This is a genomic window from Dyella sp. NPDC103356 (genome assembly GCF_055584465.1).
This window is the reverse complement of sequence record NZ_JBVJLZ010000001.1, coordinates 227,232-241,313: the sequence shown is the minus strand read 5'-3', so window position 1 is coordinate 241,313 and position 14,082 is coordinate 227,232. Positions and strand designations below refer to the sequence as shown.

The window sequence follows — 14,082 nt, the reverse complement described above, 5'->3', positions numbered from 1 at the left end:
TTGAACCGGTCCAAGTACACTGCGGTACTTACACTGCCGCACTGCGATGATTTGAGGATGTCCCCATGCAAGCTGCGAACGTAAGTCCGGAAGAAATCGCCCGTTTCGACAAGCTGGCCTCGCGCTGGTGGGATCCGGATGGCGAGTCGCGACCGCTGCACGACCTGAACCCGGTGCGCCTGGGCTATGTCGCCGCGCGCATGGATTTGCGCGACGCCCGTGTTGCCGATGTGGGTTGCGGCGGCGGCCTGCTCAGCGAGGCGCTGGCCCGTCAGGGTGCGCGCGTGACGGGCATCGACATGGGCGAGAAGGTCATCCAGATCGCCAAATTGCATCTGCACGAGTCCGACCTCAAGGTGGACTATCGCGTGCAGCCATCCGCCGAACTGGCGGCGGCCGAGCCCGAATCGTTCGACGCGGTGTGCTGCATGGAGCTGATCGAGCACGTGCCCGATCCGGCCGCGCTGGTGGCCGACCTGGCGGCGATGGTCAAGCCGGGCGGTCATGTCTTCATGTCCACGCTCAATCGCACACCGGCATCGTTCGGCGCGGCCATTCTTGGCGCGGAATACATCATGCGCATGCTGCCACGTGGCACGCATCACTACGCGCAGTTTCTCAAGCCGTCCGAGCTGGGGCGTTTGCTGCGCCATGCGGGGCTGGAGCTCGAAGACGTCTCTGGGCTTGGCTACAACCCGGTCAACCGCAAGGCGTGGCTCAGCCGATTCACCGCAGTCAACTATCTGCTGAGCGCGCGCAAACCCGCATGAAATCCTTACCCACATCCATTCAAGGCGTGCTGTTTGATCTCGACGGCACTCTGCTGGACAGCGCGCCCGATCTTTACGCGGCGCTGGTGCGCCAGTGCGAAGAGGAAAACGCGCCGGTGCCGCCCTATGAGCCGGTGCGCGAAGTGGTGTCGCGCGGTACCCGTGCGATCCTGCAGCGCGGTTTTCCAGAGCTCGACGAGGCTGGCATCCAGGCGCGCGTGCAGCGTTATCTTGATTTGTACGAGGGCATGTTGGCCGAGCACACGCGCCCCTTCGACGGTGTCGACGCCATGCTCGCTACGCTCGAAGCGCGCGGCATCGCCTGGGGTGTGGTGACCAACAAGCCCGGATTTCTCACCGATCTCCTGCTTGAGCGTATCGGCTGGATGCCTCGCGTCTGTGCCGTCGTTTCCGGCGATACGTTGCCGGTAAAAAAGCCCGATCCCGCGCCGGTTCTGCTCGCCTGCGAACGTGCTGGCCTGGATCCGGCGCGCTGCCTTTTCGTGGGCGACGATCGTCGCGACGTTCTGGCCGGCAACGCAGCGGGTCTGTATTCGGTCGCGGTGGAATGGGGTTATCTCGACGGCGGCAACCCGCAGCAATGGGGCGCCGATGCGGTGATTGCGCATCCGGCGGAGCTGTCCGCCTGGGTTGAACGGCGTCAGGCGATCGCATGAACACGGCGGCCGTACCCGGCGAAAATACCGCGCTGGACAGCTATATCGACAAGTGGCTGTCGGTGCAGCCGCAGCAGCGTATTGCGCTGGCGTTCGTCGATCCGCACCGTTATCCCGGCCATATCGCATTGGCTGCGCTGGAACAGGAACTACTCGGCGCGGCCTATGGCATACGCGAGCCGCAGGTCGCCGCGGCCAAGCTCAACTGGTGGGCGGAAGAGCTGTCTGGTGCTGCATCAAGCGGTGGCCGGCATCCGCTGACCCAGGTGCTGTTCGACGACGAGCGCGCGCATGCCTTGCCGGGCGGGCGCTGGCTGGCACCCGTACTTGCTGCCATGGCCCAGCTGGAAGAGGGCACGGCGGCCGATTTCCCGTCGCAAGTTGCCGCAGCATCGCAGCTGCATGGCGCCTGGGCGCAACTGGAGAACGCCTGGTGGTTCGGCCAGGACGCATCGGCCGAGCGAGCCGCGCAGCTCGCGACCTTGTCGCATCTGCTGCACGGCCTGCTGCGCCTCGAAGAGGATGCCGAGCGCGATCGTCTCCCCTTGCCCATGGCCCGCCTCGCTCGCTTCGGTCTCAGTCGCACTCAGCTGCGGCAGGCCAGTGAGGAGCGCGAAGCGGCGATTCGTGCTCAATTGCATGATTTGAAGCGTGCCTGGGCTGATGCGAACAAGCTCGCCGGCCCGATCAGCGTATTTCGTCGCCTGGAGTCGGAGCAAAATCGTGCTTCGGTCCAGCGTGCGGCCAAGGCCCCCGATCCGCTCGCCGTCTTGCGGCAGCGCCAGCAGCAGCGCGGCCCGGGTGTGGCCTGGCGCGCCTGGCTCGCCGCGAGGGCCTGGCATCGCCAGATCGGCGACTGAGCGGACGCAGCGTTTCCCCACCGCGCCTATTGTGGGCTGCGGCTTCTGCCCCAAGATTGTCGGCTTAGGCCATCAGTGCCCGCAGGACTTTTAGGATTCCCCATGTACAGCCCCGAAAACACCGCTCGCTTGCTCCCCGATGTCGCCGTGCACGCGCAACCTCATCTGGCCGGTGCGCTGGACTGGGTGGGTATGGATGGCATCGAGGTGCCAGTGCGCTTCGACGCCGGCGATGGCGACGTGCAGCGTGCCAGCGCGCGCGTCGGTGCCTTCGTCAACCTGCACCGTCCCGACAAGCGCGGCATTCATATGTCGCGCCTCTACCTGCAGGTGGAGGAAGCATTGAGCAGCCAGACGCTTGGCGTCGGCATGCTGCATCAGCTGCTGCGCGGCTTCCTCGACTCCCACAAGGATCTTTCCGACCGGGCCTGCCTGAGCATCCGCTTCGAGCATCTCGTGCGGCGCCCGGCGCTACGCAGCAGCAACAGCGGTTGGCGTGCGTATCCGGTCTGCGTCGAAGCAAGCCTGACCGGCGACGAGCTGATGATCGAGTTCGGTACCGAGATCGTTTATTCCTCGACCTGTCCTGCATCGGCGGCGCTGTCGCGCCAGTTGATCCAGGACCAGTTTGCCAAGGACTTCGATGCGGGCCAGCCGGTCGATCATGCCGCCGTGCTGTCGTGGCTGGGCAGCGAACGCGGCATCGTCGCCACGCCGCATGCGCAGCGTAGCGTCGCACGTATTCGTGTACGTCCCAGTGAAGGCAACGATTTCAATCTGATCCAGCTGATCGATCGCGTCGAGCATGCGCTGGGCACGCCGGTGCAGACCGCGGTCAAGCGCGAAGACGAGCAGGCGTTCGCACTGGCCAACGGCAGCAACCTGATGTTCTGCGAAGACGCGTCGCGTCGCATTCAAAAGGCGCTGGATGCCGATGATCGCCTAGCCGATTTCCACGTCCGCGTCGAACACCAGGAGAGCCTGCACCCGCATGATGCGGTGGCGTATGCGAGCAAGGGTGTTGCTGGCGGGTATGGCAGTGGAGCTGCTGTTTCTAAGTAAAGCCGGTGGCTGCGCCACCTGAGAAGGGTTAAAGAGTAAAGAGGAAGAGCTCATCAGGCGTCGCTGCTTTTCCTCTTTACTCTTTACCCTTTTCAGCGAGCAAAGCGAGCGGCTTTACGGCTTTCCTTGCTCGATCCCAGGCAATAACAACGGATCCAGTCGCACACCGAACCAATTGAATCCCCAATGCACATGCGGCCCGGTCGCGCGGCCGGTCATGCCTGCCGCGCCGATCACCTGACCTTGCGCCACACGCTCGCCGACGCGAACGTCCAGTCGCGACAGATGCAGGAAATTCGAGCTCAATCCGAAACCGTGATCGATCAGGATCGTGCCGCCGGTGAGATAGAGATCGGGCTTGGCGAAGGTGACGATGCCTGATGCCGGCGCCTTCACCGGCGTGCCCTGCGGTACGGCGATATCCATGCCCGAATGCGGGGCTTTCGGGTCACCGTTGTAGATGCGCTGATTGCCGAAGCGGCCACTGATACGGCCCTGCACGGGCCAGATAAAGCCGTGGGTAAAGTCCTCACGATCGTCGTCACGGTCGCGCGCGACCGTCACTTCGGCCTGTTCGCGCTTGATGCGCTCGGCGATATCCTGCGGCGGGTTGACCGTCTTGGGCGGGACGCCATTGACACGCTCGATCGGCCAGTCGCGCGGCAACACGCGGATCGCCTGACTGGCGCGCCCATTGATGCTCACCATCAACGGGCCCTTTTCGTCGCGCCCCGCGCCAAAGACGACCGTGCCGTCTTCACCGACACGGACCGGCTTGCCGTCGACCGTGACCTTGCTGCCCGGCGTCACCTTGGCGATCACCAAGCCTCCCTGCGATAAGGTAGCGGGAATGCTTTGGGCCATGACCTGCGTGGCCGCCAGCATCAGCGTGGCGGCCCATCCGATAACGCCAAATCTCATCGATCGTAAGCCAGTCGCTGGCCGCGCACGCTGTCATTGACGCGCGAACCGTCCCATACGCGTTCACCGTTGACGAAGGTGGCGGCAATGGAGCTGTCGAAGGTGTAGCCCTCGAACGGCGACCAGCCGCACTTGGACAGCACTTCATCACGGCGAACCGTATGTTTCTTTTTCGGATCGACCAACACCAGATCGGCGGCATAGCCTTCGCGCAGGAAGCCGCGACCGTGCACGTTGAACAGCTTGGCCGGCGAATGCGTGACTGCCTCCACCACGCGCTCGAGCGTGAGCTTGCCCTCGAACACGCGCTGCAGAGCGGCCTGAAGTGCGAACTGCACCAGCGGCAGGCCGGATGGCGCCTTGTCATACAGCTGGGCTTTTTCTTCCAGCAGATGCGGTGCATGGTCGGTGGCGAGCACATCCAGGCGGCTTTCGGCCAGCGCCTTGATGATCGCTTCGCGGTCGGCAGCCGTCTTGATCGCCGGATTGCACTTGATCAGAAACCCGAGGCGCTCGTAGTCCTCATCGGAAAAATGCAGGAAATGCACGCAGGTCTCGGCCGTGATCCGCTTGCCTTCGATGGGGCCCGGCTGGAACAGGGCAAGCTCATCGGCGGTGGAAATATGCAGCACGTGCAGGCGACTGTTGTGCTTCTGTGCCAGCGAGATCGCCAGCCGCGTGGACTTGATGCAGGCTTCGCGCGAACGGATCAGCGGATGCTCGCGGGCCGGGATGTTGTCGCCGTATTTTTCGCGCGCCTTGGCGTGCAGGGCGTCGATCATCGGCGTGTCTTCGCAGTGCGTGATGATCGGCGTCGGCGCTTCGCGGAAGATGCCGTCGAGCACATGCGGGTCGTCCACCAGCATGTTGCCGGTGGAGGCGCCCATGAACACCTTCACGCCGGGCGTGGCCTTGGGGTCGATCGAGCGGATTGCTTCGAGGTTGTCGTTGCTGGCGCCCATATAGAAGGCGTAGTTGACCGCCGAGGTCTCCGCGCCGCGGGCGAACTTGGCTTCCAGCGTGTCGCGGTCGAGTGCCGGCGGCCTGGTATTGGGCATTTCCATGAAGCTGGTGATGCCGCCGGCGGCGCAGGCACGCGATTCGTGGGCGATATCCGCCTTTTGCGTCAGGCCAGGCTCACGAAAATGTACCTGGTCGTCGATCATGCCCGGTAGCAGCCACAGCCCGCTGGCATCGATCACCTGTTCGCCCGGACGGGAGTCCAGGGTGCCGGCAATGGTCTCGATCCTGCCTTGCCTGACACGCAGATCGGCGTGGAAGCGGCGGCCTTCGTTAACCAGCTCGGCATTCTTGATCAACCAGTCAGTGGACATGCGGTTCTCCAGTATTTCCGCAGCGGCGGAAGGTAAAACGGTCAGGGACGGGGTCGGGGCCGCCTTCGCAAAGGGGCTGGCAGCGCAGGATGCGCCAGATCGCAAGCAGGCTGCCACGCCACGGACCGAAGCGCGTCACAGCAACCCGTGCATAATCGGAGCAGCTGGGGTAGAAGCGGCAGCGTTGACCGAGCAGGGGGCTCAACCAGCGCTTGTAGAAAGAGAGAAATAGAAGTATCAGTCGAGTCACGACGTTTCACATTGCGGCGACGGTTTTCGGCGCCTATTTGCGCAGTATTCCAGAAGCATGGTTGCCGGTGTTAGATACATGGGCTATAACACCCGGCCGCCAAGGCCAAAAATGGTGAAGGGAAATGGCGAAAACGACGCGTAGTGCGACACCCGCTAAGGCACACAAAGGGAAGGCCGTGCCCAAGGCGAAAGAGACAGTCAGCAAGACCAAGGTCGCCGCCAGCAAGGGCGTGGGGGCGGCTAAGAGCGCTGCAGCAACCAAAGCGCCTGTCAAAGCAACCAAAAAAGCCGCGCCAGCCAAGCAGGCTGCAGCGAAGAAAGCGCCCGTCAAGAAAGCCGTTCCCGTGACCAAAGCCGCCAAGACCGTAGCCAAGAAACCCGCTCCCAAGGCCCCGGCCAAGAAGCCCGCTGCCGCCCCCGTCGCCGCCAAGAAGGCGCCGCCGGCCAAGGCACCGGTGAAAGCCGCCGCACCCAAGCCTGCAGCCAAGCCGGTCGCCAAAGCGGCGCCGGCCCCGGTCAAGGCAGCTGCCAAGCCGGCACCGGCCACCAAGCCGACGCCAGTTGCAGTGCACCAAACCAAGGCTCCGGCCAAGCCGGCAGCGCCCGTCGCTGCCAGTGCCCCGGCGCCCAAGCCCGCTGCCCTCCCTCCGGGCAAGGTAGCGAGCGCAGTCGCCGTGGCATCGCCGCGCGTGGCCTCGGCCACCGCACGCCACACTTCCCACACAAAACAGAAGACCTCGCAGTCCTCGATGAATAGCTCCGCAATACTCGATAACGGCATCACCAAAGAAGACGGCCGCTACGCGCTCCCGTCCACCACCAACATTGACCTGCCCAAGGGATATCGCCCGTCTAACGACGAGGAGTACATGAGCCCCAAGCAACTGGCTTTCTTCCGCAACAAGCTGCGCGAATGGCGTGATCAGCTGGTGGAAGAATCCCGACAGACCATGGAAAACCTCCGTGACGAAGTCCGTGACGTCGGCGATGAAGCCGAGCGCGCGACGCGTGAAACGGAAAACTCCCTGGAACTGCGTACCCGCGACCGCTACCGCAAGCTGATTTCCAAGATCGACAAGGCCCTGCGCCGAATCGAGGAAGGCCGCTACGGTTATTGCGAAGAGACCGATGAGGAAATCGGCGTCGAGCGCCTTGAAGCGCGCCCGATCGCTACCTTGTCGCTCGACGCGCAAGAGCGCCGCGAGCATCTGCAGAAGCAGATGGGCGACTGATCGTTAGTTGTCTGTCTGACAAACGAGGCCCTGCCAGTCGGCGGGGCTTTGTTTTTCAGACCAAGGCTCCCGCATAGGCCTTGATCTTGGCCAACATCGCCGCGAGCCCGTTCGAGCGGGTGGGCGAGAGGTGCTTGGCCAGGCCGATGGCTTCGATGAAGCGCGGTTCGGTCTCGACGATTTCCCTGGCCGAGCGATCCGAGTAGACCCTGAGCACCAGCGCGATCAGGCCCGAGACGATGGCCGAATCGCTGCTGGCGATGAAGTGCAGTTTCTGCGCGTCCCCACTGGGGACCATCCATACCATCGACTGGCAGCCGACTACGCGGTAGTCCTCGGTCTTGTATTCGTCGGGGAAGGCGGGGAGCTGCTTGCCCAGGTCGATCAGGTATTGGTAACGCTCGGACCAGTCGCCGAAAAAGGCGAATTCCTCGGCGATGTCTTGTTGTGCCTGTTCGGCGGTGGGGGATATGGCGGTAGTCATCCCGGCATTATCGCGCGATAAGGCCAAGAGCGCCCCCTCACCCTAGCCCTCTCCCCAGCAAAGCCAGGGGAGAGGGTTGGGGTGAGGGGGGCTCTTGGCTCTACTGCTTTACAACATGCCAACGCGCCCCACCAGCACCGTCCTCGATCATGATGCCCTTCGCCGCCAGCTCGTTGCGAATCTCATCGGCGCGCTTGAAGTTACGCGCCGCGCGCGCTTCCTGACGTTCGACCAGCAAAGCGTCGATAGCCGCGGCATCGATGTCGTTCGAAGCGCCCTTGAACCACATTTCCGGATCCTGCTGCAGTAGCCCGAGCAGGGCACCGCCGCCAAGCAGCGCTGCCTTGGCTTCGCGCTTTTCGGCATCGGAGCCGGCCTGACGTGCGGCATCGGCCAGCTGCGACAACTCCGCTAGCGCCTGCGGCGTATTGAGGTCGTCGCACAGCGCCGCTTCTACGCCGGCGGGAACCGGCAGCTCGCCTTCGACAGGTACCTCGGCCAGGTCGCGCAACACGCGATACCAGCCATCGAGCGTGCTGATCGACTGCGCCACCGCGGCATCGGACCAATCCAGCGGCTGGCGGTAATGGCCGCGCAGCAACAACAGGCGCAAGGCCTCGGCGGGATGCTGCTTCAGCAGCTCATGCACCAGCAGCACATTGCCCAGCGACTTGGACATCTTGCGCCCGTCGAAGGTCAGCATGCCGTTGTGCAGCCACCAGCGCGCGAAGGTCTTGCCGTCGTTGGCGCAGGTGGACTGGGCGATTTCGTTTTCGTGATGCGGAAACAGCAGGTCCACGCCGCCGGCATGGATGTCGATGGTCTGGCCCAGTTGCGCCGCGCACATCGCCGAGCACTCGATATGCCAGCCCGGACGCCCCCGGCCCCAGGGGCTGTCCCAGCCGGGCAGGTCGGGCGTGGAGGGCTTCCACAGCACGAAGTCACCGGGGTTCTGCTTGTAGGGGGCGATTTCCACGCGGGCACCGGCGATCAGCTCTTCCGTATCGCGGCCCGACAACTTGCCATAGTCGGCAAACGACTCGACCCGGAACAGCACATGCCCCTCGGCCGCATAAGCGTGGCCGGTGGCGATCAGCTTCTCGTTCATCCTGATGATCTCGTCGATATGCGCGGTGGCATGCGGTTCGAGATCGGGCGGAGCGATGCCCAGCCCGGCCATATCCTCGCGATAGGCCTGGGCGTAACGGTCGGTGATGGTCGAGATCGGCACGCCTTCCGCCTGGGCGGCGGCGTTGATCTTGTCTTCCACGTCGGTGATGTTCCGCGCGTAGATCACCCCGGGAAAGTGACGCCGCAGCAGCCGTGCCAGCACGTCGAATACCACCGGCCCGCGCGCATTGCCGATGTGCACGTAGTTGTAGACGGTGGGGCCGCAGACATACATGGTCACCCGGTTCGGATCGAGCGGAGTGAAGACGTCGGTCTGGCGGGTAAGGCTGTTGTAGAGCGAGATCGGCATGGTCGGTCCGGGCTTCCGGTGCGCGGGAATAAATCGGCCGGCCATCTTAACAACATGTGAGCGGAGCCGCGGCGGGGGCTGCCAATCTAAGCGTGTATTCAGTGTGAACTTGTTGAAATTGAAAAAAGCAAAGAAGCGTCTTTGAAGCCCCGAATCTATGGAGGTCGTCATGGCCAAAATGTTTCTCCCCGCGTTGTTCCTGGCCCTGACTACTGTGGCCGGCGGCGCCTATGCGCAGAACTCGCGCTATCCGAACGATGCCCCGCCGCCGCCCCCTCCGGGTGCAGGTCCAGGCCCGGGTGCTGACGGTGGCAGTGCGCACTTCGGTTGGGCCGACGTGCTGCGAGTGGACCCGGTCTACGGTGTCGCCCGTACCGAAGTGCCGCGCCAGGAGTGCTACGACCAGACCGTCGTGCAGCAGGAACCCAGCCACGGCAGCGCCGCTGGCACGATCCTCGGTGCGGTGGTCGGCGGCGTGCTCGGCAACACCATCGGCAAGGGCGATGGCCGCAAGGCCGCGACCGTGGTCGGTGCGGTGGCCGGTGGCGCCGTGGGCAACAGCGTTTCGCGCACCCCGGGTGGCGAATACCAGAGCACCCAGACCACCTGCCGTCAGGTCAGTTCGGTCAGCGAGCAGCGCCGGATCATGGGCTACGACGTGGAATACCGCTATCGCGGCGAGGTCTACATGTCCCGTCTGAACTACGATCCGGGCGAGCGCCTGCGCGTCAGGGTCAGCGTGGCCCCGGCCGACTGAGCGGCCCGCCGAAAGCCAGCCAGAACGCCGCCTCCGGGCGGCGTTTTGCTGCCAGTGACATGAGGATGTTGCACGGCAGCGAAATTCCCGTCATGATGAGCGTTCAACCTGGAACCCACATGTCCACAGCCGTCTATACCGCCAACGTTCTGACTAGCGCCCGCATGGCCGCTGGGATGACGTCGCGTGCTCGCCGACCGCTGGTCCGACATTCGGCCGGGTAGGCTGTCGCACGCGTTTAACGTGAATCGACGACAAAACCCGGCCTGTGAGCCGGGTTTTTTGTTTTCTGGATTTGGGATTTGGAGCCGTCATGACCGTTCGCCACTTTCTTACTACGCAGGACTACAGCCGCGCCGAGATCGACACGCTGCTGGAGCAGGCGGCCGCCTTCAAGCGTTCGCCGCGCGGCCAGCAGATGGGCGGCAAGTCCGTCGCCTTGTTGTTCTTCAACCCGTCGATGCGCACGCGGACCAGCTTTGAACTGGGCGCATTCCATCTTGGCGCGCACGCCATCGTGCTGGCGCCCGGCAAGGACGCGTGGCCGATCGAATTCGACGTCGGTACGGTCATGGACGGCGATACCGAAGAGCACATCGCCGAGGTGGCGCGCGTGCTGTCGCGCTACGTCGATCTGATCGCGGTACGTGCCTTCCCGAAATTCCAGGACTGGGCAGTCGATCGCGAGGACCGGGTGATCAAGGCCTTCGCCCAGTACGCGACCGTGCCGGTGATCAATATGGAAACGATCACCCACCCTTGCCAGGAGCTGGCGCATGCGCTGGCGATGAAGGAGCACCTGGGCAACCTGCAGAATCGCAAGTATGTCCTGACCTGGACCTATCACCCCAAGCCGCTCAACACGGCGGTAGCCAACTCAGCCTTGCTGATCGCCACCAAGATGGGCATGGACGTGACCTTGCTGTGCCCCACGCCCGACTACGTGCTCGACGAGCGCTACATGCAGGCCGGCATGCAGAACGCCAAGGACAATGGCGGTTCTCTTCGCGTCAGTCACGACATCGAGGAAGCCTATAGCGGCGCCGATGTCGTGTACGCGAAGAGTTGGGGGGCACTTCCGTTTTTCGGCCGCTGGGAGCAGGAAAAGCCGATCCGCGACGCGCACAAGCACTTCATCGTCGACGAGGCCAAGATGGCACTGACCAACAACGGCCTCTTCAGCCATTGCCTGCCGCTGCGCCGTAACGTCAAGGCGACCGATGCGGTGATGGATTCGCCCGCCTGCATCGCCATCGACGAAGCCGAGAACCGCCTGCATGTGCAGAAGGCGGTGATGACCTCGCTGCTGGCCGGGCGCTGATCTGATGCGAGTTCGCGAGGAGACCAAAGCATGAGCAACCATGCCCATCGTTATGCGGTAGAGGTGGTATGGACTGGAAACCGTGGCGACGGCACCCGGACGTACACAGGCTATGGCCGCGATCATGAGGTACGCGTTGCAGGCAAACCGGTGATCGCCGGCTCGTCCGATGCCGCCTTTCGCGGCGACGGCGCCAAACACAATCCGGAAGACATGCTGGTGGCCTCGCTGTCGACTTGCCACATGCTCTGGTATTTGCACCTGGCTGCCGACGCGGGCGTGGTTGTCACCGATTACCAGGATCATGCCGAAGGGGTGTTGAGCATCGATGCGCAGCATGGCGGGCGCTTCACCGAGGTGGTGCTGCGGCCGACGGTGACGGTCACCGCGCAAAGCGACGCGGGCAAGGCCGAATCGCTGCACGACGATGCACACCATGTTTGCTACATCGCCAACTCCATGAATTTTCCGGTGCGCTGCGAGCCGCGCATCCTGACTGAATCCGTTTGATCGAACCCGTTGAATCGCTTTCCCCAGGACCTTGAAGACATGAGCAAAGATATCGTTCTCGCTTTCTCCGGTGGTCTCGACACCAGTTTCTGCGTGCCGTACCTGCAAGAGCGCGGCTGGGCCGTGCACACCGTGTTCGCCGATACCGGTGGTGTCGATGCCGAAGAGCGTGCATTCATCGAACAGCGTGCGAAAGAGCTCGGTGTCGCCAGCCATCAGACGGTCGATGGCGGTCCGGCGATCTGGGAAGGCTTCGTCAAGCCGTTCGTGCACGCAGGCGAGGGCTATCAGGGCCAGTATCCGCTGCTGGTATCGGACCGCTACCTGATCGTCGACGCGGCGATCAAGCGTGCCGCCGAACTGGGCACGCGTGCCATCGCGCACGGTTGCACCGGCATGGGCAACGACCAGGTGCGCTTTGACCTCGCGGTCAAGGCGCTGGGCGATTACGAAATCGTCGCGCCGATTCGTGAAATCCAAAAAGAGCACACGCAGACGCGCGCCTACGAGCAGGCGTATCTGGAAGAGCGTGGCTTTGAAGTGCGTGCCAAGCAGAAGAGCTACACCATCAATGAGAACCTGCTCGGCGTGACGCTTTCCGGTGGCGAGATCGACCATTGGAAGACGCCGGGCGAGGGCGCACGCGGCTGGTGCAAGCCGCGCAGCGAATGGCCGGCGGAAAAGCTCAGCGTGACGATCGGTTTCGAGCAGGGCGAGGCAGTATCGCTCAACGGCGAAAAGCTGCCGGGTGCGACGTTGCTGGCCAAGCTCAACCAACTGTTCGCCGCTTACGGCGTCGGTCGCGGCATGTACACCGGTGATACCACGATCGGTCTGAAGGGCCGCATCGTGTACGAAGCACCGGGTCTGATTTCGCTGCTCACCGCGCACCGTGCCCTGGAAGAAGCTGTGCTCACCAAGCAGCAGAACCGCTTCAAGCCGGAGGTGGCGCGCAAGTGGGTCGAGGTGGTCTACGAAGGTTTCTATCACGATCCGATCAAGACCGATCTCGAGGCCTTTCTCGCCTCCAGCCAGCGTTGCGTCAACGGCGAAGTAGTGCTGGAAACCAGCGGCGCGCAGGTGACCGCAGTGGAGATTCGCTCGCCGCATATCTTGAATGCCAAGGGCGCCACCTACGCGCAATCCGCGGACTGGGGCGTGGCCGAGGCGGAGGGCTTCATCAAGCTGTTCGGCATGAGCAGCACGCTGTGGGCAGAAGTCAATCGCAACGACGACAACAACAACCGACGATAAGCAAAGGAGCCCGTATTTTATGAATGCCCTGTTGGACGCCACCCTCAAGCATCTCGCCGCGCTGGTCAGCTACGACACGCGCAACCCGCCGCGCGAGATCGGTACGGGCGGAATCTTCGACTACCTGCGCGACAACCTGCCGGGATTCGACGTGACGGTGACCGATTTCGGTGCCGGTGCAGTCAACCTCTATGCAGTGCGTGGCACCCCGAAGTACTTGTTCAACGTGCATCTGGATACGGTCCCGGATTCGCCGCACTGGACGCAGAACCCGCATGAGCTCACGGTCACGGCCGATCGTGCGATCGGCCTGGGCGCCTGCGACATCAAGGGCGCCGCCGCCGCACTGGTGGCGGTGGCCAATGCCACGTCCGGCGATATGGCTCTGCTGCTTTCCACCGACGAGGAAGCCAACGATGCGCGCTGCATCGACGGTTTCCTGAAGACCAAGCCGAAGTACGACGCGATCATCGTGGCCGAGCCGACCAAGGGCGAGGCGGTGCTGGCGCATCGCGGCATTCATTCGGTGCAGATGCGCTTCAAGGGCAAGGCCGGGCACGCCTCGGGCGAGCAGAAAGCCTCCGACAGCGCCTTGCATCAGGTGATTCGCTGGGGCGCGGCCGCGCTGGATTTCGTCGCGGCGCAGTCGCATGAGCGCTTCGGCGGCCTGACCGGCCTGCGTTTCAATATCGGCAAGGTCGAAGGCGGCATCAAGGCCAACGTGATCGCGCCGACCGGCGACGTGCGCTTCGGTTTCCGTCCGCTGCCGTCGATGGATGCCCACCGCATGCTGGAAACCTTTCGTACCCTGGTCGAGCCGCATCCGATCGAATACGGCGAAACCTTCCGTGGCGATTCGTTGCCGGCCGGCGATACCGCCACCGCCGAAACGCGTCGCCTGGCTGCACGGGACCTGGCCGACGAGCTGGGCATTCCGGTCGGCAACGCGGTGGATTTCTGGACCGAAGCGGCCCTGTTCTCGGCGGCCGGCTACACCTCGTTCGTCTATGGCCCCGGCGACATTGCCCAGGCGCATTCGGCCGACGAATGGGTGGCCCTCGACCAATTGCAGCATTACGCGCAGACCATTTACGGGATGATCGACCGTGGACAATCTTGAAACCGCCGGGTACGAACCTTCCCGGCTGGAAAAATTCAGCGAAGCCTT

General features: G+C 63.6%; 15 protein-coding genes. 10 read left to right on the top strand and 5 right to left on the bottom strand.

What is annotated here, in order from left to right:
- Nucleotides 1-65: 65 nt before the first annotated feature.
- The 4 genes from ubiG (at nucleotide 66) to folE2 (ending at nucleotide 3,369) form a co-directional block, all read left to right on the top strand.
- Nucleotides 66-770, top strand: a complete 705-nt coding sequence (ubiG, locus tag ACZ6WW_RS00995) for a bifunctional 2-polyprenyl-6-hydroxyphenol methylase/3-demethylubiquinol 3-O-methyltransferase UbiG (protein WP_281852494.1) — start codon at nucleotides 66-68, stop codon at nucleotides 768-770.
- Complete coding sequence (gene gph, locus ACZ6WW_RS00990) at nucleotides 767-1,447, top strand: phosphoglycolate phosphatase (RefSeq protein WP_465272591.1); 681 nt, start codon at nucleotides 767-769, stop codon at nucleotides 1,445-1,447. The genes ubiG and gph overlap by 4 nt, the downstream gene beginning before the upstream one ends.
- A complete protein-coding gene (locus tag ACZ6WW_RS00985; RefSeq protein ID WP_465272590.1) occupies nucleotides 1,444-2,307 on the top strand; it encodes a squalene/phytoene synthase family protein in 864 nt (287 codons plus the stop codon). The genes gph and ACZ6WW_RS00985 overlap by 4 nt, the downstream gene beginning before the upstream one ends.
- 102 nt (nucleotides 2,308-2,409) lie before the next feature.
- Nucleotides 2,410-3,369 (top strand): GTP cyclohydrolase FolE2, encoded by a 960-nt coding sequence (gene folE2, locus ACZ6WW_RS00980; RefSeq protein ID WP_281852497.1) that lies wholly within the window; start codon nucleotides 2,410-2,412, stop codon nucleotides 3,367-3,369.
- 114 nt (nucleotides 3,370-3,483) lie between these two features.
- Here folE2 and ACZ6WW_RS00975 read toward each other — a convergent pair whose 3' ends face one another.
- Genes ACZ6WW_RS00975 through yidD form a run of 3 tightly spaced genes read right to left on the bottom strand, consistent with a single transcriptional unit; the run spans nucleotide 3,484 to nucleotide 5,874 of the window.
- Nucleotides 3,484-4,254, bottom strand: a complete 771-nt coding sequence (locus tag ACZ6WW_RS00975; RefSeq protein ID WP_465272996.1) for a M23 family metallopeptidase — start codon at nucleotides 4,252-4,254, stop codon at nucleotides 3,484-3,486.
- Between the two features lie 32 nt (nucleotides 4,255-4,286).
- Nucleotides 4,287-5,624 (bottom strand): dihydroorotase, encoded by a 1,338-nt coding sequence (locus ACZ6WW_RS00970; protein ID WP_465272589.1) that lies wholly within the window; start codon nucleotides 5,622-5,624, stop codon nucleotides 4,287-4,289.
- A complete protein-coding gene (gene yidD, locus ACZ6WW_RS00965) occupies nucleotides 5,614-5,874 on the bottom strand; it encodes a membrane protein insertion efficiency factor YidD (RefSeq protein WP_281852500.1) in 261 nt (86 codons plus the stop codon). The genes ACZ6WW_RS00970 and yidD overlap by 11 nt, the downstream gene beginning before the upstream one ends.
- Nucleotides 5,875-5,998: 124 nt before the next feature.
- On the opposite strand from yidD, the gene dksA reads away from it, so the two are divergent.
- The gene (gene dksA / locus ACZ6WW_RS00960; protein ID WP_465272588.1) at nucleotides 5,999-7,108 is read left to right on the top strand and encodes an RNA polymerase-binding protein DksA; all 1,110 of its coding nucleotides are present in this window, start codon (nucleotides 5,999-6,001) and stop codon (nucleotides 7,106-7,108) included.
- 55 nt (nucleotides 7,109-7,163) lie between these two features.
- Here the strand turns inward: dksA and ACZ6WW_RS00955 are convergent, their stop codons facing one another.
- Nucleotides 7,164-7,592, bottom strand: coding sequence for a SufE family protein (locus ACZ6WW_RS00955; RefSeq protein ID WP_465272587.1), 429 nt, complete (start codon nucleotides 7,590-7,592; stop codon nucleotides 7,164-7,166).
- Between the two features lie 100 nt (nucleotides 7,593-7,692).
- Complete coding sequence (cysS, locus tag ACZ6WW_RS00950; protein ID WP_465272586.1) at nucleotides 7,693-9,072, bottom strand: cysteine--tRNA ligase; 1,380 nt, start codon at nucleotides 9,070-9,072, stop codon at nucleotides 7,693-7,695.
- Between the two features lie 169 nt (nucleotides 9,073-9,241).
- On the opposite strand from cysS, the gene ACZ6WW_RS00945 reads away from it, so the two are divergent.
- From ACZ6WW_RS00945 to ACZ6WW_RS00925, 5 genes are all read left to right on the top strand, one after another.
- Nucleotides 9,242-9,829, top strand: coding sequence for a glycine zipper 2TM domain-containing protein (locus tag ACZ6WW_RS00945; protein ID WP_281852504.1), 588 nt, complete (start codon nucleotides 9,242-9,244; stop codon nucleotides 9,827-9,829).
- Between the two features lie 313 nt (nucleotides 9,830-10,142).
- A complete protein-coding gene (locus ACZ6WW_RS00940; protein WP_465272585.1) occupies nucleotides 10,143-11,150 on the top strand; it encodes an N-acetylornithine carbamoyltransferase in 1,008 nt (335 codons plus the stop codon).
- Between the two features lie 30 nt (nucleotides 11,151-11,180).
- On the top strand, nucleotides 11,181-11,660 hold the full coding sequence (locus ACZ6WW_RS00935; protein ID WP_281852506.1) for an OsmC family protein: 480 nt from the start codon (nucleotides 11,181-11,183) through the stop codon (nucleotides 11,658-11,660).
- Nucleotides 11,661-11,699: 39 nt separating this feature from the next.
- Nucleotides 11,700-12,914, top strand: coding sequence for an argininosuccinate synthase (locus ACZ6WW_RS00930; RefSeq protein WP_465272584.1), 1,215 nt, complete (start codon nucleotides 11,700-11,702; stop codon nucleotides 12,912-12,914).
- Between the two features lie 19 nt (nucleotides 12,915-12,933).
- Nucleotides 12,934-14,034, top strand: a complete 1,101-nt coding sequence (locus tag ACZ6WW_RS00925) for an acetylornithine deacetylase (RefSeq protein ID WP_465272583.1) — start codon at nucleotides 12,934-12,936, stop codon at nucleotides 14,032-14,034.
- The last annotated feature ends 48 nt before the right edge of the window (nucleotides 14,035-14,082 follow it).

Excerpts from the sequence above, each read along its gene's own strand:
- ACZ6WW_RS00955 (WP_465272587.1), bottom strand. The coding sequence starts at position 7,592 with ATGACTACCGCCATATCCCCCACCGCCGAACAGGCACAACAAGACATC.
- ACZ6WW_RS00930 (WP_465272584.1), top strand. The coding sequence starts at position 11,700 with ATGAGCAAAGATATCGTTCTCGCTTTCTCCGGTGGTCTCGACACCAGT.
- ACZ6WW_RS00975 (WP_465272996.1), bottom strand. The coding sequence starts at position 4,254 with ATGCTGGCGGCCACGCAGGTCATGGCCCAAAGCATTCCCGCTACCTTA.
- ACZ6WW_RS00940 (WP_465272585.1), top strand. The coding sequence starts at position 10,143 with ATGACCGTTCGCCACTTTCTTACTACGCAGGACTACAGCCGCGCCGAG.
- ACZ6WW_RS00970 (WP_465272589.1), bottom strand. The coding sequence starts at position 5,624 with ATGTCCACTGACTGGTTGATCAAGAATGCCGAGCTGGTTAACGAAGGC.
- ubiG (WP_281852494.1), top strand. The coding sequence starts at position 66 with ATGCAAGCTGCGAACGTAAGTCCGGAAGAAATCGCCCGTTTCGACAAG.
- ACZ6WW_RS00935 (WP_281852506.1), top strand. The coding sequence starts at position 11,181 with ATGAGCAACCATGCCCATCGTTATGCGGTAGAGGTGGTATGGACTGGA.
- ACZ6WW_RS00925 (WP_465272583.1), top strand. The coding sequence starts at position 12,934 with ATGAATGCCCTGTTGGACGCCACCCTCAAGCATCTCGCCGCGCTGGTC.
- gph (WP_465272591.1), top strand. The coding sequence starts at position 767 with ATGAAATCCTTACCCACATCCATTCAAGGCGTGCTGTTTGATCTCGAC.
- ACZ6WW_RS00945 (WP_281852504.1), top strand. The coding sequence starts at position 9,242 with ATGGCCAAAATGTTTCTCCCCGCGTTGTTCCTGGCCCTGACTACTGTG.
- dksA (WP_465272588.1), top strand. The coding sequence starts at position 5,999 with ATGGCGAAAACGACGCGTAGTGCGACACCCGCTAAGGCACACAAAGGG.
- folE2 (WP_281852497.1), top strand. The coding sequence starts at position 2,410 with ATGTACAGCCCCGAAAACACCGCTCGCTTGCTCCCCGATGTCGCCGTG.
- ACZ6WW_RS00985 (WP_465272590.1), top strand. The coding sequence starts at position 1,444 with ATGAACACGGCGGCCGTACCCGGCGAAAATACCGCGCTGGACAGCTAT.
- cysS (WP_465272586.1), bottom strand. The coding sequence starts at position 9,072 with ATGCCGATCTCGCTCTACAACAGCCTTACCCGCCAGACCGACGTCTTC.